Below are 26,987 nucleotides of genomic sequence, written 5' to 3' on the forward strand. Positions count from 1 at the left end.
TAAAATTAGGCATCTTTCTTATTATGAAATTACGTTAATGGTCTGTTTTACTTCTTGGGCAATTCTCCGAGCTTCGGAGATATCTTCGTTAACAATGGTGACATGGCCCATTTTACGGAATGGCCGTGTTTGTTTTTTTCCGTAGATGTGCGGCGTTACGCCTTCCATTTCCAAAATTTGCCCAATGTTTTCATAAATAACATCTCCGGTATGACCTTCGGCTCCGACTAAATTTACCATGATTCCGGCCACTTTACTTTCGGTCTTGCCCAGAGGTAATCCTAAAATGGCACGTATATGCTGTTCAAATTGATTGGTATAACTGGCCTCAATACTGTAATGTCCACTATTATGAGGTCTTGGGGCAACTTCGTTCACCAAAACTTCGTCTTCTTCGGTCTGGAACATTTCTACCGCCAATAATCCGGTAAGCCCTATTTTTTCCGCAACTTTTAAGGCTAGGTTTCGTGCTTTTTCAGCTACTTCAGGAGCAATCCTTGCCGGACAGATGACATATTCCACTTGGTTGGCTTCCGGATGGAATTCCATCTCCACTACGGGATATGTCTTTATCTCACTATTGGCATTTCGTGCAACGATAACGGCCAATTCATTTTTGAAGGGTATCATGGTTTCGGCAATACATTCGCTAGTGGGCAGCCCCTCCAAATCCTCTAATTTCCGGACTACTTTGACACCTTGCCCATCATAGCCAAATTGGGCCACTTTCCACACAAAAGGAAATTTTATACCCCCATTATTGATACTATCTTCTATTTCGCTCAAATAGGCAAAACGCTGAAAAGATGCCGTGGGAATGTCATTATCAACATAAAATAGCTTCTGTTTGGCCTTGTTCTGGATAATGCGCAAAGCATCCGGTTGCGGATGTACTTTTACGCCTTCTTTTTCCAATTGTTCCAAGGCATCAAGATTTACATTTTCAATCTCTATGGTAAGGACATCCACATCTTTGCCAAAATTGTAAACCGTATGATAGTCCAACAAACTGCCCTGAACAAATTCATTACAAGCTATTTTACACGGTGCTTCAGCAGATGCATCCAAAACTTTGGTCTTAATGTCCCATTTTCTGGTTTCGTAAAGCATCATTTTACCTAATTGGCCACCCCCTAAAATACCGAGCTTAAAATTGGAAGAAAAGTAATTCATAAGGTCTAAAGTATGTTCTTAAATTAAAAGGACCTGATTTACCACAAAAATACAGCTAAATCTGAGATTCCTGATTCTTTAAATTCAAAAAACACAGGGCAAAACATTATATTTGCCATCCTTAATAAGAATCGAAAATTGATACAACTGCACGATAAATTTTTTAAGCCTTTTATAAGCGAGAAGGAGATCCAGCAAGCCGTAAATAGTATTGCCGAGAAGATTGCTGCAGATTATAAGGACCAGACACCCATTTTTGTAGGGGTACTTAACGGATCCTTTATGTTCGTGTCCGATTTTCTAAAGGCGTATCAACATCCTTGCGAAGTATCCTTCGTAAAGCTTAGTTCCTACCAAGGTTTGACATCCACGGGCATTGTGGAAACCTTGTTGGATTTGCCAGAAAATATAGAAGGGCGCAGCGTTATAATTCTCGAGGATATTATTGATACGGGCAGAACCTTGCAAGAATTGGTACACTTGTTTGCCAATACCAATGTGAAGGAATTTAAAATTGCCAGCCTCTTTTATAAATCCGAAGTGTACAACGGCGAATACGCCATAGACTACTTTGGCCTGGAAATTCCCAATAAATTTATCGTGGGATATGGCTTGGACTATAATGAATTAGGAAGAAACTTAAAGGAAGTATACCAACTAAACCAAAAACATATGATCAATATTGTACTTTTTGGGAAACCGGGTGCTGGAAAAGGCACGCAGGCCCAATTTTTAAAAGATAAGTACAACTTAAAGCACATTTCTACCGGAGACGTTTTTCGTTATAATATCAAGAACGGAACAGAACTTGGAACTTTGGCCAAATCTTATATTGATAAGGGCGATTTAGTGCCGGATGAAGTGACCATTAAAATGTTGGAGGACGAAGTGGATAAAAATCCGGAGGCCGATGGTTTTATCTTTGACGGTTTTCCGAGAACAGCGGCACAGGCCGAAGCGTTGGATAATTTCTTGGAATCCAAGGATATGGCCGTAAATGCTACTATAGCTTTGGAAGCCAATGATGAGACGCTCATTGAACGTTTGTTGGAAAGAGGGAAAATAAGCGGGCGTACGGACGATCAAGATGTGGATAAAATCCGTAACCGATTTGATGAGTATAATGTCAAAACCGCGCCATTAAAGGAGTACTATGAGGAACAGGGTAAGTTTTACAGCGTAAACGGTATTGGTACGATCGGGGAGATTACCGCAAGATTGACAAAAGTGATCGAGGGATTATCCTAAATAACTTCGTGAAATACAATGGCAGAGGAGGTAATCAATTCCAAAGTAGCTTTGAAGGGGTGCTTTACCACAGGATGCCTCTCGGTTCTGATTATGATTATCATAGCTGCGCTTTATTTAGTATATGTTTTTTATATTGATGATTCCGTAGATTTTGGTTTGTAACCGACTACTACCTATAATTTTTATTCCATGACCGAAGGTAATTTTGTTGATTATGTAAAGGTATACGCCGAGTCCGGAAACGGGGGCAAAGGCTCCGTACATCTGCATAGGGAAAAATATATTACCAAAGGAGGTCCGGATGGTGGTGATGGCGGCCGTGGCGGTCATGTCATCGTTAGGGGCAATCCAAACTTATGGACCTTGGTCACGTATAAATTTAAAAAACATTTTAAGGCAGGTCATGGCGGTCATGGCTCCAAAAGTAGAAGTAGTGGGGCAGATGGTGAGGACGTATATATGGATGTGCCTTTGGGAACTATTGTCCGGGACACCGAAACCAATGAAATCCTATTTGAAATTACCGAAGCTGGAGAAGAAAAAATATTACTTGAAGGCGGTATGGGCGGCCGGGGCAATTGGCATTTTAGAACGGCTACCAATCAAACGCCAAGGTACGCACAGCCAGGTATACCCGGTCAGGAAACGCGCGTAACCTTGGAATTGAAAATACTGGCAGATGTGGGTCTTGTCGGATTTCCTAATGCAGGAAAATCCACTTTACTTTCGGTAATTACCTCGGCGAAACCTAAGATTGCGGATTATGAGTTTACCACCTTAAAACCCAATTTGGGCATTGTGGAATATCGTGATTTTAAAAGTTTTGTTATGGCGGATATTCCCGGTATTATCGAGGGAGCTGCCGAAGGCAAAGGCTTAGGCCATTATTTTTTGAGACATATAGAGCGAAACGCAACCCTACTTTTTTTGATTCCGGCGGATAGTGCGGATATCAGCAAGGAATACGAAATCCTATTGGACGAACTGCGTAGGTATAATCCAGAATTGTTGGACAAAGAGCGACTTGTAGTGATTTCTAAAAGCGATATGTTGGATGAAGAACTCATGGACGAGATGCGTATAGAATTGGATAAGGACTTGAAGAATACGCCATACATGTTTATTTCCTCTGTAGCACAGTTGGGTATCACGGAGCTCAAGGATAGGCTTTGGGCCATGCTCAATAAGTCTGATATTTAGTGATATACTCACCCGCTTAATTGATTTTTAGTTAACTTTATATAAAGTGCAGCATATGAAATCATTGACTTACATATTTCTGCTTTTAGTATTCGCTTCCTGCGGGGCGGCCCGGATTAATTATGATTACGACCGCCAAACGGACTTCTCCAACTATACCACTTACAATTATTTTGATGATATGGTTACCGGTTTGAACGGTTTGGACGAAAAAAGGTTGTTTCGTGCCATGGATGTAACATTGCAAACCAAAGGATTATTGTTTTCTGAAGAGCCGGATATTCTCATAAATGTTGAAAGTAAGGTGTTTCAATCCCAACCTGGTAATACAGTTGGTGTAGGATTGGGAGGTACGGGCGGCAATGTTGGTGGCGGTGTTTCCGTAGGAATTCCCGTTGGCGGACCAAATACAGAAAGAGAGCTGGTCATAGACTTGGTAGATGCCAAGAAGGATATACTAATTTGGCAAGCCGTGAGCATCAGTAATTACAAAGAAAGTAGTCTACCTGCGGTAAAAGAAGAAAAAATGCAGGAACTGATCACCAAAATTTTTAGCAAATACCCACCCAAAACCCGTAAAAATTAATCTAAAAAGATAATCGGGATTCAACACGTATTAAATACCCTAAAAACATTCGGAAAGCCCATAATAAGGGCTTTCCGAATGTTTTTATTTTACAATTCTTTAATATAAATAATTGATTTTCAGTATTTTACAATTGAATCAAGGGAATTGTCCGTTCAGGTTATTATTTCAACCGTTCGTCATATTTTGTTATTTCCGCAGCGGTTTTCAATATACATTTACCTCAAGTTAATCAAACAACAATTAAAATATTTATATCATGAAAACAATCGACAAAACAAAAACAACTGTATTAGCCATTGGAACTTTAGCCGTCATTGGTTCGCTGACCGGAGCCATTACAAATTTGAACTTAATGGACTATTTCTTTCCATTATATGCGGGCTTGACCCTAATGGGCGTAGCGCTTTTACATAAAGAAGAAAAAACCGAAAACGGGAAAGCCTGTAAAGCTTAGTTATATCCTTGGAAAAACCATTAATCACTTTATTCAAACACCATGATAGCAATTATAAAATTACTTCTTTCCATCATTATAAGTATATTGCTTGTAGCGGTTTAAAGTCAAACACGGCATCTTACTTTACTTATATTTGATATTTAATCGTGAAATAGGGAATGACATCATTTATTAAATCCAACAGATGGAATATTGCTTTTTGGATCGTGCAATTGGCCGGTTGGGGCGGCTTGGTGTACTTTAGTTACCTAATGACCCCGGGAGGGGAGTACAAGCAAAGTGATTTCTATAAATATGCCTTGATTTCTGGTTTTTTCATCGGTGTCCTGACCACTTCTTCTTTGCGGTACTATCTAAAAAGATACATTTCCTTGGATAATTTTGATGGGAGAGATGTATTGAAACTCGGGGTCTCCGTTTGTGTCACTGCCCTGTTATATGGTGGGCTCAGTTTTGCTACAGGTTATTTGAAAGGATATCTAGGCGCGGACGATTTGGAAATCCCCGAGCTTTATAAGGATTTTGGAATTGGACTTGCTATACTCAATTCTTTCTTTTTGATTATCGGGTGGACCATTTTCTACATGTCCGTGAAAATTGCTGCAAAACTGAATGCGAACCGTTTGGAAAGGGCAGAGTTGAACACTACATTGAAACAAGCGCAGCTCAATACGTTAAAAGCGCAGATAAATCCACACTTTATGTTCAATAGTTTAAACAATATTCGCGGTCTGATGTTGGAAGATGTTGAAAAGTCGCGTGATATGCTGACAAAGCTATCTGAAATGCTACGGTACTCGCTGACCAAAAACAATGTAAATGCTATCGCCTTGGAAGAAGAATTGGAAATGGTGGAAAACTACATTGCCTTGTCAAAGATACAGCTCGAAGAAAGGCTTCAGTTTACGCAGGAAATTGATAATGAGACATTAAACGTTCAAATTCCTCCGATGATTATTCAACTTCTAGTGGAAAATGCCGTTAAGCATGGTATTTCAAACTTAAAATCTGGGGGGACCATAAAGCTGATTACTTCAAAAACCGACAATGGTCTTTCCATAGAAGTCAGTAATACCGGAAAATTGGCCATCACCCATAATTCAACACAATTAGGGCTCAAAAATATTAGACAACGCCTAAGATTACTATATGGCGAGAAGGCTTTTTTCTCTTTAAAAGAAGTAAACGATAGTGTAATTGCACGTATAAATATTCCTTTGGCATGAGTACCATCAAAGCTGTCATCGTAGAAGATTCAAGATTGGCCCGTAATGAGTTGAAAGAACTTATCAAAAAGCATGTTCAAATAGAAATATTGGGCGAGGCGGAAAATGTAGACGATGGGTACAGATTAATTCAAGAAACCAATCCAGATGTACTGTTCCTGGATATCAATATGCCGGAGAAAGACGGTTTTGAACTGTTGGAAATGCTAGATGAGGTGCCTATTACTATTTTCACTACGGCCTTTGACGAGTATGCGATAAAGTCTTTTGAGTATAACGCTCTGGATTACCTTCTTAAGCCTATCAATGCGAAAAGATTTGCCAAGGCCATCGCCAAAGTTGAAGCATCATTGGAGGACAAAAACGAGGAAAATGTCGCAGCAAACCAAGAAAGACTGACCGGAAACAGCCAAATTTTCATAAAGGACGGCGAAAAATGCTGGCTGGTCAAAGTAGGCGATATTTCCCATTTTGAGATAGTGGGGAACTATACCCGTGTTTTTTTCAACGACGAAAATCCAATGCTTTACAAATCATTGAACCAAGTAGAACAAAAACTTCCCGAAAAGTATTTTTTTAGGGCGAACAGGCAACAGATCATCAATACCAACTTCATTCAAAATGTTGTTCCATGGTTCAACGGAAAGTTAAAGTTGACCATGTCCAATGGCGATGAAATTGAAGTTTCACGAAGGCAATCACATCTCTTTAAAGATAAGATGAGTTTATAACAAATTATTTTCGTTGCCAAAGCTGTATTTTTGTAACAAAACTTGATGAAATACGTCTATTAAAGGGACTAATTATAAATTAAATCAATTCAGATGAAAAAAGTAATTTTTATGACCGCTGCGGTGTCGATTTTGATGTCGTGTCAAGAAGAAAAAAAGGCAGAGGTCAAAGAAGAAGTAATTCCTGGTATCGTTTTGGAAAATATGGATACCACGGTTAGCCCCAAACAGGATTTTTACAACTACGTAAATGGTAGTTGGATGAAAAATACGGAGATTCCGGACGATAGAACAAGTTGGGGAGGCTTTTCCGTACTCCGTAAATCTACGGATAATGATGTTTTGGAGATTTTGGCAGAAGCAAAGAAAAGCGGAACATATGCGGCAGATACAGATCAAGCAAAAGCTTTGGCAATCTTTGATACAAAACTGGATACTATTGAAAGAAATAAAGCGGGAATAGCTCCTTTAAAACTCGCTTTGGAAGATATTGCAAGCATAGAAAACCTGAACGATCTTCAAACGGTCTTGGCCAAGAACCCTGCAGTTTCTTCTCCGTTTATTAGTATTGGGGCTGGTGCCGACCTGAACAACAGTAGCATGAACGCTGTTTATTTGGGAGCAAACGGTTTGGGATTACCGGATAGGGACTACTATTTGGACGAGGATGAACGGTCAGTGGAAATTCGTGAAGAATACAAAAAGCATATTACGAGAATGCTGAAGCTATTGGGTGATGATGAAGCTGCGGCAAAAGAAGCTGCCGATAAGATATTGGCAATGGAAACAGAATTGGCCGAGCCAAGATTGAACAAAGTGGAACGTAGGGACGCCAGAAATTATAATAACCCCAGAACCATTGCGGAGGCTGATGAAATCCTATCAAATATAGATTTGAAAAAGATGGTCAACGACCTTGGGATAACCAAAAAGTTTGACACTTTATTGGTCACACAATTAAAATACACAAAATCATTGAATGATTTTTTAAAGAAGACACCTATTGAAGATTTAAAGACCTTGGTTAGATGGGATACTTTTAACAGTGCTACAGGAAGATTATCTACTGATATTGAAAGGGCCAATTGGGAATTCTATGCGAAATTTTTGAGAGGTGCCAAAAAACAACGCCCTGCGGACGAGCGTGCCCTGGCTACAGTGAACGGTACGGTGGGAGAAGCATTAGGACAATTATATGTTGATGCTAAATTTCCGCCCGAAGCAAAGAAAAAGGCGGAAGATATGATCGCCAATGTAATCGATGCATATAAAGAAAGAATAAGTAAGTTGGACTGGATGGGCGATGAGACCAAAACAAAGGCCATTGAGAAATTGGACAAGTTTACGGTCAAGATAGCGTATCCGGACAAATGGGAAGACTATTCAAATATGGAAGTTTCCGCGGACAAAAGTTATTTTGAAAATATGACGGCAGTGGACAAATGGGAACAGGATAAGAATTATGAAGAAATTGGGGAACCTGTGGACAAGACCGAATGGGGAATGTCTCCACAGACGGTCAATGCATATTTTAATCCCTTAAACAATGAGATTGTTTTCCCTGCTGCCATTTTACAACCGCCCTTCTATAACTATACGGCCGATGAGGCTGTAAATTATGGTGGTATAGGCGCGGTAATTGGCCATGAAATATCCCATGCGTTTGACGATAGCGGAGCTCGTTTTGATGCTGACGGTAATTTGAAAAACTGGTGGACAGACGAAGATTTGACCGCTTTCACAGCACGGGGAGAAGCTTTGGCCAAACAATATGACAGTGTTATGGTTTTACCGGATGTTTACGTGAACGGTAAGTTCACCCTTGGTGAAAATATAGGGGATTTAGGGGGTGTATTGGGAGCTTATGACGGCTTGCAAAAATATTTTGAGGAAAACGGGAGACCCGAGAATATTGATGGTTTTACGCCCGAACAACGCTTCTTTATGTCATGGGCAACCGTATGGAGAACATTGAGCAGAAATGAAGCACTGGAAACTCAAATAAAGACCGATCCGCACTCTCCAGGAAAGGTAAGGGCCATACAACCCTTATTGAACGTGCAAGCGTTTTATGACGCTTTTGATATTAAGGAAGGTGATTCAATGTATTTAGCTCCCGAAAAAAGAGTTCAAATTTGGTAAGCCAAACTAAAATTAATCAAAGCCATCCTTTTTGGATGGCTTTTTGTTTTAAAAACATATCGGGATATTTAACCGTAAATATTATACCGGAGATAAATTCCTACTAGGTTGTTGAAAGCATTATATCACTTCTTTTTTACCCGTACAACATAACTTGCTATTATGGAGTCGTTGACTTGAATGTGGGTATCATACAGGCCGGTTTTTTTAAAGGTGTATGCTAACGTGTAATCGTTCTTATTTTTAGTTATAGCGGGCATTACTTCTTTATTGCTTCCGCCTCTATTTAGCAATAAGCCAATTTTTCTTTCCGATACATTATTTTGGGATACAATTTTGAAGAAAACTTCCTTATCCTTCAAAGTTTCAAGTTTCATTTTTTGTGGAATCGTTGGGCTCATTTTTAACTGAAAAGCATCTTTGTACACTATTGGTCCAGCTATAAAATCTTTAAACGTAGGATACTCTTTTAAGAGTGTCCATTTTGTATCTAAAGGATAGTGATTCTTTACGAAGAGTTCAGGATCTGCCAAAAAATACCCATCATAGTATTCAAATTCAAATTTTGGTCCTTCCTCGGTTATTATGGTACGTCCTGTGGACCAAGTAGCATCGCAGAGATACCATTTACCATGTAATGAAACGGCATTCCAGGAATGGTTCGGTACTGATTTATCATTCAAAAATAATGTTGCCGTTCTTCCGTAGCCATCAATAATTTTGCAATCAATATCGCTCAGATTTGCTAGTTCCTTGATTAAAAAGGCATAACCGGTGCAAGCCGTTTTTTTCTGATCGAGCAACTTTTCAAATACTTTTGGAGTAAAACCATTGTTCCAAAGCATAAAGGCTTCCCTATCCTTGGTTATTTTTTTTCGGTTTTTCCGAGTTCGTAGATATGCGTTATAATCATTTTCTATATTGGTACTGACCCATGTATATATAGCTCTGAATTTTTCAACATCCGTTGTTAAATCTGCTGTTAGTTTATGGGTCAGTACCGGTAGGTTTTTTAAACTTTGGCCTTTATGGAGTAATGCAATGCTGTCCGCTTTTTTGAAATCGATATGACTGAAATCGGCCTGTTGTGCATATGAAAATATGGATGCAAAAAGGAAAAGAAGCAGGCATTTTCTCATTACTTAAACCAATCTCCAATCTTTTGGAACAGGTTTCGTTTTGTTTTGTAGACGCCATCAACTTCAACAGCGCCCATTAATTCTACATCCGCAGCTTCAAATGTTATAGTGATGTCCAAAGTGTCCAATTTGCTTTCGGGAACTTTATATTTTTGGGAAATGTATCCTAGATAGCTAATAACTAGAACATCTCCCGTCTCTACTTTTTGTGGGAACTCAAATTTTCCATCAATACCGGTTACTGTTCCAACGTTACTGCCCTTTAAGACTACGTTAGCCCCTGGCAGCGGTAAATTTTCCTCGTCCAGTACAACGCCTTTGACCAAATAAGAACCCTTTATGTTTTGTTGGATCTTTACTTTGCCAACGCGCGTAGCCACTTCTATCTGATTTATATTTTCCAGGCTAGCGGTTTCTTGGGCATTGGTATTGGATACGGCACAAAGAGCGAGCAGGGAAAAGCTTGCAATACCGAAACTTTTTGATAGAAAATTAGTGTTCATGGGAGTAGCGTTACCAGTGTTATACGTTTTTAATTGTGACGTTTTGAATCGTCCACAAGTTTTACCGTTCTTCTTACTAAAATAAGAAATCAATTCTAAATCGGACATTTGGGTAAAATCGATGACTTCTTTTGAGCAAGAAGTACAGAATCCGCCCGATGGTGTTTGATCAAAGTCTTGAAACTTTTCGGAACACGGTTTTTTGACGGAAATAGTAAATACATTTTTCATACTGTTGCGGTTTACATGTTATACCACTAAGCTATGTACTTGCCATCGTTTTTGAAATGGGCACTTAGGCAACAATACTTTTAGATGAGGGAACGCAATCAATTTTGCACTGAGATCCGCACCCCTTCACTATGACTGCTAAATTCAGGTGCATACATGCTTTGAATGGTCGTAATGCCATTGCTGAAATCTCCCGCATTGTTTACCCTTAAGTCATATTCAAAAACATAAACGCCCTTAGGTAGATAATCAAAAAAGAAATTGGTGCTGGCATCCTTGGTGCTTTCGTAATACCCAAGACCATCTTGCCATTTGTAACGTGAAATCACGTTTACGGGTTCAAATCCCGAGGCACGCATATCTTTCATATGAACAAATTCCATAGCGCGGTCCGCTTTTAATTCGACCCTTACTCTCACAAGATCACCGATTTTTAGATTCGTATCCTGAACGATTTCTGTGATTTGCTCACCATTGTCCGTATTCTTCTTCAAGAATAATTTCTTTTTGAACTGAAGCGGTGTTTCTGCTGAGGTTATTTTATCCAAATCCTCAAAATATTGCCAGTACAACGCACCCCATGCAATACCATTTCCTTTTTTGGAAAGTTGTATTTCTGCCATGTTGGATTCAATTTCAGCCGTATTCCAAACTGTTTTGTAATATCCGGTACCCGCCTCGATTTTGACATTTTCCAATTTTGAAGGTTCTATCTTTTCTCCGCCTATCAAAACGTCTACGGCTTCCGTCACGGAAAGCCAATCAGAACCTTGTAACAGCAAGGCATACACGGCATCCGTAGTTGCTTTAGTGGTTTTCCATTGATTGGTCTGTTTATTTTTCAATAACCAGATTTTGAGATTGTCAATGGTAGCGATATCTCCATCAATTTCCGAGAAAGCTTCAATTAATAGGGCCTGTGTCTCGATAGGGGCTTGGTACCAATACCAAGAATTTGTATTCTCCTTCCAATACATTCCCATTTCATCCGATACGATACTGTTTTCTCTCAGGGAGCGAATAATCCTATTTGCCGTATCAGGTTGTTCGTTTCTATGCAAAATCAGTGCTAAAAGGCCTTTTGAATACAAATTTCTTTTGGTCCAATACTTTTTGGATTGCCCTAAATAGTAATCTTTGATCTCATCTACTTTTTTTGGGGTCTTGATGTCCTTAAAAAAGCTTCGCATGTATAAATAATGCAGTTGCATATGGCTCAGATGATCATCGTTGATGTTTGTAGTATATTTTTTCATTCGGTTATATTCGGTAACAAATTCGTCATCCAAATAATCGACCGCTCTTTTAATCATCTGTTTTAAGGCCGCTTTTCCTTCAGTGTCATGATCAGCGGTCAATTTCTGCAAGTGCCCCAAACCTGTGATAATGTGTTGGGTGATGTATCTGTTTTCGCGCCCTCCCTGAAACCATGGCCAAGCCCCGGATGCTAACTGATTGTTCCGTAATTTTCGCAAAGCCAGTTCAAGTTCGTTTTTCATTTTATTTAAATCGAACAACAATGCAATGCGTTTTTTCTGCTCTGTTTCGGACTGGGCATCCCGTAACCAAGGTGTTTCTTGAATTAAAATCGATTTTAATTCCTGATTTTTTTCCAGATTGCTCAACAAGGCATCGGAATTTCGCCATTGGTCGAACACTTCACGTATTCTAGGATTGCTATTCGCAATGTGGGCGGCAAGGCTATTGGCGTAATATCTGGAGAATGTCTGCTCATTACATTCGTAGGGATACTCCATCAAATAGGGAAGTGCCTGTACCGCATACCAAGCCGGATTAGAGGTTATTTCCAAGGTCAACCTGTGATTGCTCAGCGTTGTGGAGGTATTATCCTTCAATTTTTCCAGTACAAAGGTTTTGGTCTGGTTGCTCCTTATCCACATCGGCAGTGTTTCCGTCACAAGCATGCGATTGCTCAGTACAGGCAATATACTTTGCTCGCCGTCACTAAAATCCTTGGCTTTGGCTACTATTTTATACTGGACCGCTTGGGTGCCTTTTGGTATGGAAATAACCCAAGAAAGTTGAGTGTTGCCCTTTGCATCAACACTAAATTCTTGTGTTTTGTTCGTATTGTTTAATTCCACGTCGATTACTTTTCCAGTCAAGGCATCTGTTAATTCCAATTGACCATAACCTTCAAGATTTTTATCGGATAGATTGGCAATTTTACTGCTTATGGTAATAGTATCGCCCTCACGTAAAAAACGTGGTAAATTAGGTAAGACCATTAGCTCTTTTTGTGTTACAGTAGATTGGGTCTTTGCGCCACTTTTTAAATCTTTCGTGTGCGCCATCAATTGAACTTTCCAACGGGTAAGCGCCTCAGGACTGGTAAAACTAAAGCTGACATTACCTTCTTTGTCCGTTAGTAAGTGGGGAAAGAAAAAAGCGGTTTCCTGAAGATTTTTACGGATTTTTACGTTATCAAAATTTGGGGCTTTCTTGTTTTCTATGCGAGAAGCATCTTTTTGTTCTGAGGTCGTAGCTGTAGGCGCGGCGTTTATTTCAACCCCTGCTGCCTTACCTTCTAAAGAACCTGCGAAATCATCCGCTTCCATTTCCATAGATTCCTCTCTTATTGCTGATATCGCCCCGGTTGCCGCTTTTCGTTTTTGAACCCCGTAACCGGTAACTACCACTTCCTCTAACGCAGCAGAATCTTCTCTAAGGTATATTTTAAAGAAATTGTTTTCATCGACCTTTTTACGAAAAGATTGATATCCTATGTATGAAAAGATAAGTTCGTCCTCCTGATGAACTGTAATTTTGAACTTCCCATCAAAATCGGTCTGTGTACCTTCTTTACTTCCTAAGATTAAGATGTTTGCTCCGGGCAAAGGTTTCCCAAAACTATCATACACGATACCTTCTATAACTCCTTTTCCAACGGCTGCATTGTAGGTATAAACGTTCTTTAATTTATTTCGATACCTGTTCAAATAATTGCGTTGAGCATAGTAGGAATTGTTCAGGCTTAGACCAAACCATTCTAATTGGTCATAACCAATGGTAGGTATAGAAGGATAAGAAACGGTCGGGTTGTAATTTCTAAAGGCCTGTATGCCAAAACTTAGGTTTGCATTTGCACTTGAAACGGAATAATAATAAGGCCTTTGGATTGGATTGAAATACCAGGAATGACTTCTGAACTCGTCCAAAGAGGCGTCATACATACTTGCCAATAGTTCAGCGGAAACCTTTTCACCTTTCGGACCTTTTACCGTAAAGCTCCAAGTCTCATCCGTTCCGGGCTGTATTTTATCCCTGAACGTATTTGTTTCTATGGTGAGGTTAGTGGTCGGATATGGGACAGCGATATAGACACTTCCCGATTGATATGAATTGTAAACCGAAAAGCTATAATTCACGACAAAGCCACCTTCATCGGTTTCCAATACGGGCACTTGAACGGATTCACATCCGTTTTTGATTTTTATGATTCCGGTCCTGTTGATTTTTTTATCTTTTTCAACCCAATACGTAATGGTTACATTTTCGGCACTGGAGTAAAAAGAGATTTCCGCAATATCTCCTATTTTATAACTGTCGTTATCAGTTTGGACATTGAACAATTGGTTGTCCGCCAATTTTTTTTCTTTTTCATTAAAAAGCATGGTCTGTGCTTTGGCCTTTACTTTTTGGCCAAATTTATCCTTACTTTCCAATTCGAGGACATATTTCCCTGAAGTCCATTTTTTGATATTCTTCAACAGAAGTTCACTGTTCTTTTCAGTGTCAAAAGTGCTTTCCCAAACAAGCTGTCCTTTTTCCCAAGTAGTGGCATTATGTTCGTCTTCATATGCATCGTGCGGATATAATTTTCTAAATTCTGGGGTATTCCAATTTTTATAATCGGGAGCCGCCCACGGTCTTGGCCGCAGAACGGCATCCGGAGCTTTAAGCTTGTACATTTTTATATTTCCTGTGGCAGGAACACTTTGTCCATTCAAATTTTGGGCATAGACACTTATTTTTTGATTTTTAAGATTCTTATCAAGTTTGCTGGCTACGCCGATGGTAGCGGTCATTGCATGATAGCCCACATTTACGTTGGTGGCGGTACTGCGGGTTTCCCCATTGATATCCGTAACATCTGCGGTAACGGTATAGCTGAAAATAGGGAGGTTTTCCTTTTTTGAACTTAAATCCGGGATGGCTTTAAAAGTAATTTCATAGTTCCCTTCAGCATCCGTAACTGCCTCCCCATGGCTTATTTCTTGTGGTTCCTGATAGAAATATGATCTTCTCCAGTAGTACCACTGTGGGTAGCTCACATTGCGCTGTACCCTATAGCTTACTTTCGCATCTGAAATGGTACTTCCGGCATATGCTTTTGCATTGCCCTTGACCGTAATGCTGTCATTTACTTTGAAAGTCCCAGTTACCGGATTAAAAGTTGTCTCAAATTTTGGTCTTTTGTATTCTTCCACCGAAAAATAAAAAATATTGTTTATCAGTCCGGATAATCCGTATGCTTCTAGGTAATATTCTCCGTTAAGGCCTGTATTAGGTAGTACAAATTCTCCTGAAAAAGAACCGTATTCATTTGTTTCTAGGTCTAGCTCGGTAACCATTTCGCCATTCACGTTATATAGGCCAACCGTTACATCTTCCTCGGCAACAAGTTTTGAAGCATCGCCATCCCTCTCAATAAGGATTCCTTTAAAATATAGGGGTTGCCCAGGCCTGTAAATACTTCTGTCCTTGAACAAAAAGGTCTGATAGGTAATTCTTTCCTTTTGTTCTTTCTGTTTTTTATTGATGTAGGTTCCCCCGAAATAGGCCTTTTCACCCTCATGTTCCACTTTTACATATGCTATTGATAAATTTGATTTGCCCAGCGGAATGGCAGCCAGCCCCTTATTATCCGTGGTGACATACTTTTTTAAAAATGGACCTTTGTAATTTCGTCTGTAAAATAGAGTGATTTTAGCATCCTTTTTTGGAGCACCGTTATTTCTGTCGATTACTTGAAATATTTTCTCCTGTGGGGTACTATGTTCGTGAACCACTAAATTGGTTACTTGAACCTTGCTGAAGGCAAAAACAGGATTTTCCTCATTTTTTTCGATGCCGTTGGGCGTTGCAAGAATGAGGAACTGCCCATTGGGCAACGCCGGCAGCTGTATTTCAATACTATGGGATTGATAATCTTTTTCGTTCTTTAGCGTGACCGACCAGCTCTTTTTCGCTTTTAATTTTTTGATAAACGCATATTGTTTGGAAGGTGGATACAAATCGTTCAGCTGTTCCAACTCTTTTCTGGAAATTTCATAAGCCTTTAAATCAAGGCTTTCATGATTCTTATAATTCACTAATATGCGTGAGACCTTATTGACCGGAATATAGCTTTCACTGGTAAGCTGAAGATTTTTTGAAAGTATTTGCAACTTTAAAACAGCACATTTTTTTGCTCCCCTACTATTGGGAAATTGCGCTTCGACCTGTTCGCAAATTGCCAAAGCATCTTTGAGTTTCCAACGATGTGTTTCATTGGTTTTTGGAGTATAGGTATTTCCTTGGCGTTGATAGAGCGATGCCAATTCATAACGGTACAGTGCGGAAACTTCATCGTGTTTTAAACTTTCTACGGTGTTCTGTAAAACTTCTTCATAATACCGGTCTTTTTCGTCAAACACGGCATTGTTGTAAATAAAGGAGAGTCGTTCTATATCAACATCGACCAAAGCGTCCAATTTTGGATTTTCAAAGTGAAAAGCGACCAAGCGCTGGTATAATTTTAATGCTCTTAGCTGTAGCGAAGTACTATCGTTATCGGTAATCTTCAATTGCGCGAAAGTATAAGCATCGCATAACCATTCGGGATTGTTAATTTCGAACTTATCCGCAGGTCGGGTAATGCTATTTTCGCTTGTCTTATAAAAGGTCAAGGCATTATGGGCCAATAGATCGAACAAAGTTGGTCTAAATGTTTCAGAGCCTTCTTGCTGGTAGATAATGTCCTCAAATTCTGCTATTTTAATCTTTTGGAGGACCTCTGCATTTTGTAATGAATTTTCAAAATGGATAGCAATTTCTTGAAATAAGGTAGTTAAGTCCCAAGTTCTAAAATCGGTTTCATCTACTTTCTCTGAAGTGTTTGTTCTATTGTAGAATTTATACCTATTCTTTTGAAAATACTGCCAATACAAATTGGCCAAGTAACTTTCCAGAACGTTTCTTGCCGGGGCTTCTGCTTTCTCAATTTCGCTTTTAAAATCGGTGATAACTTTTAATTGTGCGTCCTCTTCTAAGGTGAGGACATATTTAGAAGTAAATAAAAGCGATTTGATGACCTGCGCGGCATTATCTTCCTTTTTGGCCTTGGCGTAGATTTCTTTTACAGTTTCCAAAGCGGATTTCGTCAAGGCTTCGGTTTCCAGTTTATAGACCCTTGCCCAAAGTGCTTCATACGATTTGGGCAATTCTTGGGCCGGCACTATTTGTGAAAATAGGACGATGGTGAGTGTAGCTATCAATTTTTTCATTGTAATAAATTTACGCAACAAAAGTTTACAAAAGCTATACCAATAACAAGAAGGAATTAGGGAAGCCCTATTTTGGATAAGGGAAAGTATTACTTGATCAATTCATCAAGATTGGCGGGATTTCTGTTTCAAAAAAAAAGCGCAACGTTACATTAGAAATAATAATCCTGAAATCGAATTTAAGAAGAGTAGCTCGTTGGATATTAAAAATGAGAATCGACTTCTTGGACTAGTTTATTATTTGTATTCCTCCCTGGCCGGACTAAAAATATCCATTAATTTGCATGGAGTCAGTGCTTTGCCACTATGTTTTTTGTTGGAGCCTATGATGACAACATCGCCAGGATGATAGATATTGGTCTCACCGTCCAATGTAAATTCAAAAGTTCCCTCCACTACATGCATGATCTGTTCGTGCATATGGGAATGCTCAGGGACAACGGCCTGGTCCTCAACATCCCAAAAAACCCAGGTCATATTATCGGAATGAATCAATTTACCGTGGTAACCGGGCATAATTTCCTTGGATGTGATATCTGATAAATTCAAGCGCATTGTTTTTTTTGGTAAGATACTATAAACCCTGCAATCATAAAAGAGGTTTGTGATGCTATTCGCTATCCCTATCTTTGAAACTTAATTTTTTTAAATGAATATACATTTTATTGCCATAGGCGGTAGCGCTATGCACAACTTGGCACTGGCACTGGAACATAAAGGCTATACTATTACAGGGAGTGATGACATTATTTTTGAACCCTCTATATCCAGATTGAAAGCCAAAGACCTATTGCCAGAAAGCTTTGGGTGGTTTCCAGAAAAAATACATGAAGGCTTAGATGCCATAGTATTGGGAATGCACGCGAAGGCTGATAATCCAGAGTTGCTGAAAGCTCAAGAATTAGGCTTGACCATTTATTCCTATCCGGAGTTTTTGTACGAGCAATCAAAAGGTAAAACTAGGGTGGTTATTGGCGGGAGCCATGGCAAAACTACCATTACTTCCATGATTTTGCATGTGTTGGATTATCATGACAGAGAAGTGGATTATATGGTCGGTGCGCAATTGGAAGGTTTTGATAGGATGGTACATTTAACCGAGGAAAATGATTTTATAGTGTTGGAAGGCGATGAATACCTCTCCAGCCCCATTGATAGAAGACCAAAATTTCATTTATACAAACCAAATATTGCCTTATTGAGTGGCATTGCTTGGGACCATATTAACGTATTCCCTACGTTTGAGAATTATGTGGAACAGTTCCAAATTTTTGTGGATAGTATCGTGAGTGGAGGGAGCATTACCTATAATGAAGCGGATATAGAAGTAAAAAAGGTTGTGGAATCGTCCGAAAATACCATCCGAAAACTTCCTTACCATACGCCGGAGTATACCGTGGAGAATGGAGAAACGCTATTGGAAACTCCTGAAGGCCCAATGCCTATAGAGGTGTTTGGAGAACATAACTTGAATAATTTGGCGGGCGCAAAGTGGATTTGTCAAAATATGGGAGTGGACGAGGCCGATTTTTATGAAGCCATCTCCACGTTCAAGGGAGCTTCCAAACGTCTTGAAAAAATAGCGGAAAGCAAAACTGCAGTACTTTACAAGGATTTTGCCCATTCTCCGAGTAAAGTGGCCGCTACGACCAAAGCGGTAAAGGAACAATTTCCGGATAGAAAACTAATCGCTTGTTTGGAACTCCATACCTATAGTAGTTTTAATCCCGAATTTCTGAAAGAATACAAAGGTGCCTTGGATGCTGCCGATGAAGCGGTCATTTTTTACCTGCCGGAATCCGTAGCTATCAAGAAATTGGAAGCCGTTACGCCGGAACAAATTGCTACAGCTTTCCAAAGAACGGATTTGAAGATTTTTACGGATGCCGCATCTTTTCATTCCTTTATTTTGAAACAGCGATATGACAACACCGCACTTCTGTTAATGAGTTCAGGGAATTATGGTGGGTTGGACTTGGAAGAGGTGAAGTCGCTTCTATGAATTTGGAATCTCGGTGCTAACTGCTTATTTGTCAGTAAAGTAATTTTTGGAACATAGATTGAAAGTTGACTTGTATGGCAATAAAGGGTTGTTTTTCAATTTTTAATAGTATCAGGAAGTTATGCTCTGTAGTTCTAATTGGTTTCATGCTAGGCATTTCTAACGTAATCCTCGAAGAGGACAGGACTATTAATGATACCAAAAATAGGATAGAACAAAGAGAAATAAACTCGGAAGAGGAGCAACCTTAAAATTCCAACTGAAAGCTGCATCAAAATATTAGTTCATTATCTTTAGCCAATGCAAGATAATACTACCTCATTGTCTATAAAACACTGGTCGGACGATGATAAGCCTCGTGAAAAATTAGTGCAGAAAGGAAGGTCAGTTCTATCGGATGTTGAGCTCATTGCAATACTTACAGGTTCTGGAAGGCTAAGACTCTGCATTTTGAATATAAATTTAGTAATTCATCAATTTCATTGAATACCTCAGGTTACTTTATGGGTTTATTTGATTTTAAATATTTTGATAATATTCAAGAATAGAAAATTACCGTAAATATAAAGAATCATCAACTCAATGAAATTTATTACTTTGCTGTTTTTACAACAGCTCAGCATAATTTTTTCTCCAAAATTTGAGTTAAGAGCTAAGATGAAAAAAGTGTTGTTTTTTGTTTAGATTTCATGATTTGAAGTTTTGGCTATTAAAAAAAGTAAATTCACCTCGCTTCTACCGAATCAAACTTCTTATTTTAATCCAAAGCATTTTCAAAAATGTTATTAAACCATAAAGAAAGAATAACAAAAAAACAGAAAGCACTACAGCTTGCCACATGGCTAGTCTAATGTAAGTGTCGTAGATGCATATATCAATATCCATTTATCTTATATTTAAGGAACACAGAAAAAATCGTCTAAAAAGAAAGCGTTAAAATAAGTAAAACTCCCATACTCTATATTATTGTTTCCAATATCTGGGATGATATTATTAATAATGGATTTAGGAAATTTTTTTAAACCCAATTCTTTTGAAATCACGCTTGATATGGCGTTTTCAAGACTATAAAAATTTGGTTTATCCTCTAGATTTGAAAGAATTCCATTTATTTTTTTCCATTTGTAAGTCCCCTCATTGAAAACTGATTCTTCAAAACTAATATCTATGTCCACAAAATAACTGTAGAAATAGGGTATAATTCCACTGAAAACATAGCATAAAGGATAATATTTTAATTCTTTTTCATAAAAAAAACCACTATGTTGAATTAAAAAAGCTCTATCACCTGACAATATTCTCGAAGAGTCTCTAAGCTCAACATTTATATTATTTTTTTTAAGACTTTCTATTATCTTAAAGCCGAATTTTTCATCATAACCAAAATAATTTTTTCTTTCTCGTTCTAGTTTCTTGTACTCTCTGGAATTAATATATTTATCATTTATTTCTCTTTTTTCAGTAAAAAAATTTATTCCTTTCGGATAGTAACTATAAGCTATGTCAATGAATTCTCCTTTCACAGATTTAATGATTAGTCATCACAATTTCCAGTTCCAAACCATTCTGCCTTGTAATCAGTAACCGTTGAGACATGCTGGCTACTTGGTCTCGGTTGAACACGGCCACCAGGTATGTATATTGGATATAAACGTTTCAACTCGTCTTCAAAGTATCGTTTGGCTCGATACTCGCCAACATAATAAGCAGTATCAAGTATATAATCTTTTGTATTATCCATGGCTTCTTTAAGTGCTCTAGCACTCGACTCAGCTACAGCTCCTCCCTCATATATAACACCGAATCTATCCTCGTATGGAACAGAGAACTCCATGGGCATATCATACCTTAAATAGTGCTTCTGTCCATTTTTATCTATTACTAAAAATCTGATTCCTTTTACATATGAAAATTGATTATTACCAACTTTTTTGAATTTAAAACTTTCGCAGCTTGGAGGTTTCTCTTCAACTATATCTTTTGGATAGTACCCTCCAGAAACGGCACTTCCCGTATTTCCAAAAGTTGAGGTATGGAGATAAAACTCATCATCTTGGCTACCGTTCAGACCTCCGCTCCACGAACCCCCTGAAGAAGAACATGTTGTACTTATCGAACTATGTGAGTAATCACACGTACTTGCAGATATGACGGCACCTCTACAATTGTACCAATCCGTAATGGAAGAAGAGCATATACTTCTTGCGCCCGTAGCCATTGTTTTTGATGTTTTGTTGGACTGTTCGGCACCCATCCTCTCTTCAACTACTATGTCACCGTCAAGCGATAACATTCTAAACCAACCGATAAAATCTTCCATTGGACTTTCCTTATTAAATTCCCCATCAGGTTCCAGTTCAACGACACTTCCTAAAATCTCTCCTAAATGATTCTCCTTTATTACAAATTGGCGAAGCGTAGAACTTTGTTCATTAAAGGGAAACGTGTAGAAAGATATTCCCGATTCAACATCATACCGTTTAATTGCAGACTCGAAATCCACATTACTTAAAATTGATTTTCCCTTTTGAGATAGTTTCTGCTCGTTAATTGTCTTTTTTATAATTGCATCGAGTTTAGAACTTTGTTTTCTGAAAATCAATTCAGGAATATCTGTGCTTTCCCGTTCTACACTTTGGTTTGGTTCATTGGAAAGGATTTCCTCGTTTTCACAAGAATTGAAAGTTGTTAAAAGCAAAATTAAAATCAGGAAACTTTTTTTCATTTTTTTGGTTTTTTAGTTGGTTTTTGTTTATTGCAAAGTATAAAAAGTAATTTGAAGTCAGACTTAGGAAAACCTTATAATTTTAGAGGACATTGTGATATCCCAAGATTAGAATGCCCTCAGATTAGCATGAATTTATTTAGGCTTATATACTTAAATCCATTCATTCTACCTAAGCTGATTCGGTATTCAAGTTTTTAAATTTTAAAAAAGCGGTTAAATAATATATTTTCAACGAGCTTATAATTCTAATCTGATTTTCTGCTTACTTTTCAAATGCTAAAAGTCTAAAAACAATTTTACATAATTGATAAAAGCTTTATGTTTAAGATAATAGAATAACCATTTAAGTATCTTTACTCCATGCAAGATGATTCGGTTTCGTTATCTATAAAACACTGGTCGGACGATGATAAGCCTCGTGAAAAATTAGTGCAGAAAGGAAGGTCAGTTCTATCGGATGCTGAGCTCATCGCGATATTGATCGGTTCGGGCAGTAGATCCGAAAGTGCCGTACAGCTTTCCAAGAGAATATTGGCCTCCGTAGATAATAATCTTAATGAGTTGGGAAGACTTTCCATAAAACAGTTCATGCAGTTTAAGGGAATAGGGGAAGCAAAAGCAGTGAGCATAGCGGCCGCTCTAGAAGTCGGTAGACGAAGGCGGGGAGAGGGTGAGGTCAAGATAGAGAAAATAGGAAGTAGTAAAGATGCCTTTGAGTTGTTGTTGCCGGTCATGGGCGATTTAGAACATGAGGAATTTTGGATTCTTTTTTTGAACAATGCCAATAAAGTATTGCAAAAATCCCAATTGAGCAAAGGCGGTATGACCGGTACCTTGGTAGATGTACGTTTGATTATGAGACAGGCTTTGGAACTGAAAGCCGTAGGTCTGATATTGGCGCACAATCATCCTTCCGGCACATTAAAACCGAGCCAAGCTGACCAACAGATTACCCAAAAAATAAAAAAAGCCGGAGAAGCATTGGACATTAAAGTTCTGGACCATCTTATTATAACACAGCAAAATTATTTTAGTTTTGCCGATGACCAAATGCTTTAAATGCTATTAGTCTACACACATAAAATAACACCGCGTTTTAGCTATATCATGAAGCATATCTTTACCCGAATTTTGGGTATTGAAGTTGGTTTCACGACTAAAGTTGAGGAATTTATAAAGCATTCCGAGGTTAAAATAACGTTTACCAAACAACCTCTACAAAACGAATTTTTTATACGGAGTCACGACCTTTTGTTTGAACAGGGCATCAATGACATTGATATTAATGTAATGAATTGGGAGGGCGTTCCTTGCTTTTTTCCTTCTGGAGAGCGGAGTACCATTCCGTTTGATATTTTTTCGGCCAGTTTTTTCCTGCTGAGCAGATATGAAGAATATCTGCCCCATGTCAAGGATATCCATGGTAGATTTTCGCCAAAGGACAGCATCGCTTATCAAAATAAGTTTTTACAACGCCCGGTAGTAGATATTTGGGCGTTTAAATTCTTGGCCGTATTAAAGGAACGTTTTCCCGATTTGGAGCACAAACAGAGAATATACAAGTATGAGTCCGTCATAGATGTGACCACTTCCCATTCCTATGCGTATAGAGGCGTATTCAGAGGAATGTCCGGTTTGTTCTTGGACTTGTTTACTTTACGTTTTAGAAAAGTCTATGAGCGAGTGAGTGTCTGGTTGAAAATCAAGAAAGACCCTTACGACAATTTTGCCCAGTTGGTTGAATGGCACAAAAAGTATCAAATAAAAAGCACTTTTTTCTTTCAATTTGCGGAGTATTCGCGCTATGATAAAAACATAGCCACCAACAACAATAAATTTCAATCTTTGATCAAATACATCGCTGATTACAGTACGGTGGCTTTGGCAGCTTCATACAGTTCTTTTGACGACATTGAGGTCTTGAAAATTGAAAAGTCCAATTTGGAGAATGTAATCAACAGATCCATAAGTACCTGTAAGATGAGGTTTAACCGTGTGGATGTACCGGATACGTACCGAAATCTATTGGCTACGGAATTTTCGAACGATTACACCATGGGATACACCCAAGAAATAGGTTTTAGGGCCGGTACCTGTACTCCTTTTTATTTGTATGATATCCCGTTAGAAGTACAACAACCCATAAAAATACATCCTTTTGCCATACATGATTATGCATTGTTAAAAATGAAAAATACAGATCAGGTAAAGATACAGTTTGATGCTATTTACCATGAAATCAAAAAAGTACAAGGCTCTTTTAAAACTATATTTTCCAATGAATTGCTAGGAGAAGACAGCAAACTCAATTGGTTGGATATCTACGAAACTATGCTAAAGAATTATAATGTTTAAAAATCGTGTAAGTGATATTTTTTTCGATTTGGACCACACCTTATGGGACTTTGAGAAAAATTCGGCATTAACTTTTGAAAAAATACTGGCAACACATAAGGTAGCTGTTGATTTAACCGATTTCTTGGAGGTATATGTGCCTGCCAATCTAGAGTTTTGGAAACTATACAGGGAAGAGCGTATCACTAAATCGGAGTTAAGGTATCAACGCTTAAAGACCGTTTTTGATAGATTGAAGTTCAAGATTTCGGATGATACCATCAACAGTCTTTCCGAAGCGTACATCGCTCATTTATCTTCGTATAGCCATCTTTTTCCGAACGCAAAGGAAATTTTGGAATATCTAAAGCCCAATTATAGGCTGCATATCATCACGAACGGGTTTCAGGAGATCCAAGAAAAGAAACTCAGGAATTCCGGTATCCACTCTTTTTTTGAGCATGTTGTTGACTCGGAAATGGCCGGGGTAAAAAAACCGAATCCCATAATCTTTGAATTGGCATTGAACAAGGCAAACGTTGACCCGGAAAAGGCTTTGATGATAGGAGACAGTTTAGAGGCGGATATCCTTGGTGCACAATCTTTTGGCATGCACGCATTACATTTTTTGGCACATGGAGAGGAACCGCATAATCATTGCCCGATCATTAAACAACTTGGGGAAATAAAAACCTATTTATAGAGTTATTGTAAGTAAGGTGTTAAGTGTTTTTGTAATGTTAAAATCTATTTACATACGGAGTGTTTTAAAAGTACTTTCTTTTTTTTTATTGGCTGGATTCACTTTTTCCTGTTCTGAAGAATTGAATTTTGACCAGTATGAAGATTTAGAGGTAAGACCTACTCTTGAGACCAGTATTTTCTTCATCAAAACCCAAGAAAGTATCATAAACCGTATCAATGGAATTAATTTTTTTACACAAGAATTTAATTTTGATGCATTTGAAGAAGCCTTTTTTGCAGACCGCGTATTAGAAGGTGCCATCACTTATGAATTGCAAAACACTACTAGCAAAGAAGTTGAGATTTCTATAGAATTTTTAGATATTGATGGTACGGTATTGGATACTGAATTTTTTCGCTTAGACCCCGCACCCACTGCAACGCTACAAAGAGTTGTAGCTTATGGGAATGCGGGAAAAAGTTTGGAAATCTTAAGAAATACCAGTGATATAAGACTTGGCGCAAGAAATTTAGGTGATAATACCAGCACTTCCGATTTTCCGGACCCTTCGTTAATATTACGGTCAAGCGGTGCCTTTACACTCCGGATAAAATGAGAATAGCATTTGGGTTTATCATAAGCATGCTCTTTGGAGTTGGTTTTGCGCACGCACAGAACAAACAAATCCTTTATGATTTTTTGGAAATCCCACAATCTCTTATGGTCAATCCGGGAGTAGAAGCGGATTTTAAGTGGTATGCTGGAGTGCCTACTATTTCAGGGCTTTCTGGTTATGCGGGTTCCAATAGGGCGGTATTGAGCGATGTTTTTGCGAATGATGGCCTAGACTTTAATGACAAAGTAAGGGATAGATTGTTGGGAAGGCTTACTGAACGGGACGAGTTGAGTTTTAATGTACAGGAAGAACTGTTCAGCGGAGGTTTTCGTAGTAATGATCCCGATGTTTTCTATTCTTTTGGAGCGTATCTAGAAGCTGATAATATTAATTATTGGCCAAAAGATTATGCTTTCTTGCTTTTTGATGGTAATGCTGGTCAATTGGACAGAAGATTTGACTTAAGCGATTTAAAATGGAGAGGTTCTTTGGTCAACGTATTCCATTTTGGTGTCAACAAGAAAATTAAAAGAGGATTAACGCTTGGTGCCAGGGCAAAAATATACTCTGGAATTTTGGATTACAGTTCAACGAAGAACAGGGGCTACTTGGTCAATACAGAAGGACAAAATAATATTTTGGCTACAACTCTGGACGCTAATTTAAGGTTGAGGAGTTCTGGTTTTGGTGAGGTCAGAGATGCGGAAAGAGAAGGTAATATTTCCAGTGCCTTGCTTAAGAGAGCACTTTTTGGAGGAGATTTAGGTTTGGGTCTGGATTTTGGGTTTTCATATCATTTAAGTGAAAGAACCGTTCTGACCGGTAGTCTATTGGACTTAGGCTTTATATACCACAGCGGGGATGTTTATACATATGACCTTAATGGTAGTGCAACCGTAGAAGGTATTGAGATAAATGTTCTTGAAGACTTCGCCAATCTAAACAGGGATTTTTGGCAAGACCTGGTTGATGAAGTAGAAGAATTGATTCCCTTTGGAACTTCCAATAAAGGATATATTTCTTTTAGACCCACAAAGTTGTACGGTTCCATAAGGCATGATTTTGGAAAACCCATAGGGAATTCCATGGAAAATTGTGATTGTACCATTACTGCCTCTAGAAGTAGTGGGAGGGATTTGCGTTACAGGAACACTGTAGCGGCCCAGTTGTACATGATCAATCGTCCTAGGGGCCCTCAAATTGCATTGACCGCTTCATACTTAAGAAGGTTTGGAAACTTTATGGCAATAAAGGGAACTTATACGGCAGACAGGTTCAGTTACACTAATTTAGGACTTGGTTTAAATTTGCAGGCGGGACCGTTGAATATTTATTTTATGGCCGATAATCTCTTGTCCTATCGCAACATAGCAGCTAGTAATTATGGATCTTTCCAATTAGGATTAAATATCATATCTTGGGGCAAGAAATGATATGTTATCCACTACTTCTCTTTGATTTTTGGCATAGT

21 protein-coding genes and 1 pseudogene are annotated in these 26,987 nt (G+C 38.5%); 15 read left to right on the top strand and 7 right to left on the bottom strand.

The features are described 5' to 3' along the window. Positions 1 to 21: 21 nt before the first annotated feature. Positions 22 to 1,173, bottom strand: a complete 1,152-nt coding sequence (locus ACKWBX_RS04340) for a 5-(carboxyamino)imidazole ribonucleotide synthase (RefSeq protein WP_413967427.1) — start codon at positions 1,171 to 1,173, stop codon at positions 22 to 24. A gap of 138 nt (positions 1,174 to 1,311) precedes the next feature. Between ACKWBX_RS04340 and ACKWBX_RS04345 the strand changes: the two genes are divergently transcribed. From ACKWBX_RS04345 to ACKWBX_RS04380, 8 genes are all read left to right on the top strand, one after another. Next, on the top strand, positions 1,312 to 2,421 hold the full coding sequence (locus ACKWBX_RS04345; RefSeq protein ID WP_413967428.1) for an adenylate kinase: 1,110 nt from the start codon (positions 1,312 to 1,314) through the stop codon (positions 2,419 to 2,421). Between the two features lie 18 nt (positions 2,422 to 2,439). Next, a complete protein-coding gene (locus tag ACKWBX_RS04350) occupies positions 2,440 to 2,586 on the top strand; it encodes a hypothetical protein (protein WP_413967429.1) in 147 nt (48 codons plus the stop codon). A gap of 27 nt (positions 2,587 to 2,613) precedes the next feature. Next, on the top strand, positions 2,614 to 3,624 hold the full coding sequence (obgE, locus tag ACKWBX_RS04355; protein WP_413967430.1) for a GTPase ObgE: 1,011 nt from the start codon (positions 2,614 to 2,616) through the stop codon (positions 3,622 to 3,624). Between the two features lie 55 nt (positions 3,625 to 3,679). Then, entirely contained in the window at positions 3,680 to 4,210 is a 531-nt protein-coding gene (locus ACKWBX_RS04360; protein ID WP_413967431.1) for a DUF4136 domain-containing protein, read from the top strand. A 259-nt stretch (positions 4,211 to 4,469) separates the two neighbouring features. Beyond that, positions 4,470 to 4,667 (top strand): hypothetical protein, encoded by a 198-nt coding sequence (locus ACKWBX_RS04365; protein ID WP_413967432.1) that lies wholly within the window; start codon positions 4,470 to 4,472, stop codon positions 4,665 to 4,667. A 161-nt stretch (positions 4,668 to 4,828) separates the two neighbouring features. Beyond that, the gene (locus ACKWBX_RS04370; RefSeq protein WP_413967433.1) at positions 4,829 to 5,896 is read left to right on the top strand and encodes a sensor histidine kinase; all 1,068 of its coding nucleotides are present in this window, start codon (positions 4,829 to 4,831) and stop codon (positions 5,894 to 5,896) included. After that, positions 5,893 to 6,627 carry a LytR/AlgR family response regulator transcription factor gene (locus tag ACKWBX_RS04375; protein WP_413967434.1) on the top strand — a complete coding sequence of 245 codons (735 nt, stop codon included), beginning with the start codon at positions 5,893 to 5,895 and terminating at the stop codon, positions 6,625 to 6,627. Before ACKWBX_RS04370 ends, ACKWBX_RS04375 begins: the two co-directional genes overlap by 4 nt. Positions 6,628 to 6,720: 93 nt before the next feature. Then, entirely contained in the window at positions 6,721 to 8,769 is a 2,049-nt protein-coding gene (locus ACKWBX_RS04380) for a M13 family metallopeptidase (RefSeq protein ID WP_413967435.1), read from the top strand. Between the two features lie 125 nt (positions 8,770 to 8,894). Here ACKWBX_RS04380 and ACKWBX_RS04385 read toward each other — a convergent pair whose 3' ends face one another. From ACKWBX_RS04385 to ACKWBX_RS04400, 4 genes are all read right to left on the bottom strand, one after another. Further along, positions 8,895 to 9,908, bottom strand: coding sequence for a transglutaminase domain-containing protein (locus ACKWBX_RS04385; RefSeq protein ID WP_413967436.1), 1,014 nt, complete (start codon positions 9,906 to 9,908; stop codon positions 8,895 to 8,897). Next, on the bottom strand, positions 9,908 to 10,642 hold the full coding sequence (locus ACKWBX_RS04390; protein WP_413967437.1) for a carboxypeptidase-like regulatory domain-containing protein: 735 nt from the start codon (positions 10,640 to 10,642) through the stop codon (positions 9,908 to 9,910). Before ACKWBX_RS04390 ends, ACKWBX_RS04385 begins: the two co-directional genes overlap by 1 nt. 98 nt (positions 10,643 to 10,740) lie before the next feature. Further along, complete coding sequence (locus tag ACKWBX_RS04395; RefSeq protein ID WP_413967438.1) at positions 10,741 to 17,151, bottom strand: alpha-2-macroglobulin family protein; 6,411 nt, start codon at positions 17,149 to 17,151, stop codon at positions 10,741 to 10,743. Between the two features lie 237 nt (positions 17,152 to 17,388). Then, positions 17,389 to 17,706 carry a cupin domain-containing protein gene (locus ACKWBX_RS04400; RefSeq protein WP_413967439.1) on the bottom strand — a complete coding sequence of 106 codons (318 nt, stop codon included), beginning with the start codon at positions 17,704 to 17,706 and terminating at the stop codon, positions 17,389 to 17,391. Positions 17,707 to 17,800: 94 nt separating this feature from the next. On the opposite strand from ACKWBX_RS04400, the gene ACKWBX_RS04405 reads away from it, so the two are divergent. Next, a complete protein-coding gene (locus tag ACKWBX_RS04405; protein WP_413967440.1) occupies positions 17,801 to 19,153 on the top strand; it encodes a UDP-N-acetylmuramate--L-alanine ligase in 1,353 nt (450 codons plus the stop codon). Positions 19,154 to 19,453: 300 nt separating this feature from the next. Further along, positions 19,454 to 19,585: pseudogene (locus ACKWBX_RS04410) on the top strand (UPF0758 domain-containing protein); the annotation flags it as partial. Between the two features lie 464 nt (positions 19,586 to 20,049). On the opposite strand, the gene ACKWBX_RS04415 reads toward ACKWBX_RS04410, so the two are convergent. Together ACKWBX_RS04415 and ACKWBX_RS04420 are read right to left on the bottom strand one after the other, a co-directional pair. Beyond that, on the bottom strand, positions 20,050 to 20,676 hold the full coding sequence (locus ACKWBX_RS04415) for a hypothetical protein (protein ID WP_413967441.1): 627 nt from the start codon (positions 20,674 to 20,676) through the stop codon (positions 20,050 to 20,052). An 11-nt stretch (positions 20,677 to 20,687) separates the two neighbouring features. Further along, entirely contained in the window at positions 20,688 to 21,878 is a 1,191-nt protein-coding gene (locus tag ACKWBX_RS04420; protein WP_413967442.1) for a hypothetical protein, read from the bottom strand. A gap of 363 nt (positions 21,879 to 22,241) precedes the next feature. Here ACKWBX_RS04420 and radC point away from each other — a divergent pair, with 363 nt between their 5' ends. From radC to ACKWBX_RS04445, 5 genes are read left to right on the top strand one after another with little or no spacing between them, the layout of a single operon-like run. After that, on the top strand, positions 22,242 to 22,940 hold the full coding sequence (radC, locus tag ACKWBX_RS04425; protein ID WP_413967443.1) for a RadC family protein: 699 nt from the start codon (positions 22,242 to 22,244) through the stop codon (positions 22,938 to 22,940). After that, positions 22,941 to 24,236: a polysaccharide deacetylase family protein gene (locus tag ACKWBX_RS04430; RefSeq protein WP_413967444.1), complete on the top strand. Its 1,296-nt coding sequence runs from the start codon at positions 22,941 to 22,943 to the stop codon at positions 24,234 to 24,236. Then, positions 24,229 to 24,918, top strand: a complete 690-nt coding sequence (locus ACKWBX_RS04435) for a YjjG family noncanonical pyrimidine nucleotidase (RefSeq protein ID WP_413967445.1) — start codon at positions 24,229 to 24,231, stop codon at positions 24,916 to 24,918. Before ACKWBX_RS04430 ends, ACKWBX_RS04435 begins: the two co-directional genes overlap by 8 nt. Positions 24,919 to 24,952: 34 nt before the next feature. Continuing rightward, positions 24,953 to 25,516, top strand: a complete 564-nt coding sequence (locus ACKWBX_RS04440) for a hypothetical protein (protein WP_413967446.1) — start codon at positions 24,953 to 24,955, stop codon at positions 25,514 to 25,516. Continuing rightward, a complete protein-coding gene (locus tag ACKWBX_RS04445) occupies positions 25,513 to 26,949 on the top strand; it encodes a DUF5723 family protein (protein WP_413967447.1) in 1,437 nt (478 codons plus the stop codon). The genes ACKWBX_RS04440 and ACKWBX_RS04445 overlap by 4 nt, the downstream gene beginning before the upstream one ends. Positions 26,950 to 26,987: the final 38 nt, after the last annotated feature.

The sequence above is a fragment of the Maribacter algae genome (assembly GCF_047345745.1).
Taxonomy (GTDB): Bacteria; Bacteroidota; Bacteroidia; order Flavobacteriales; family Flavobacteriaceae; genus Maribacter.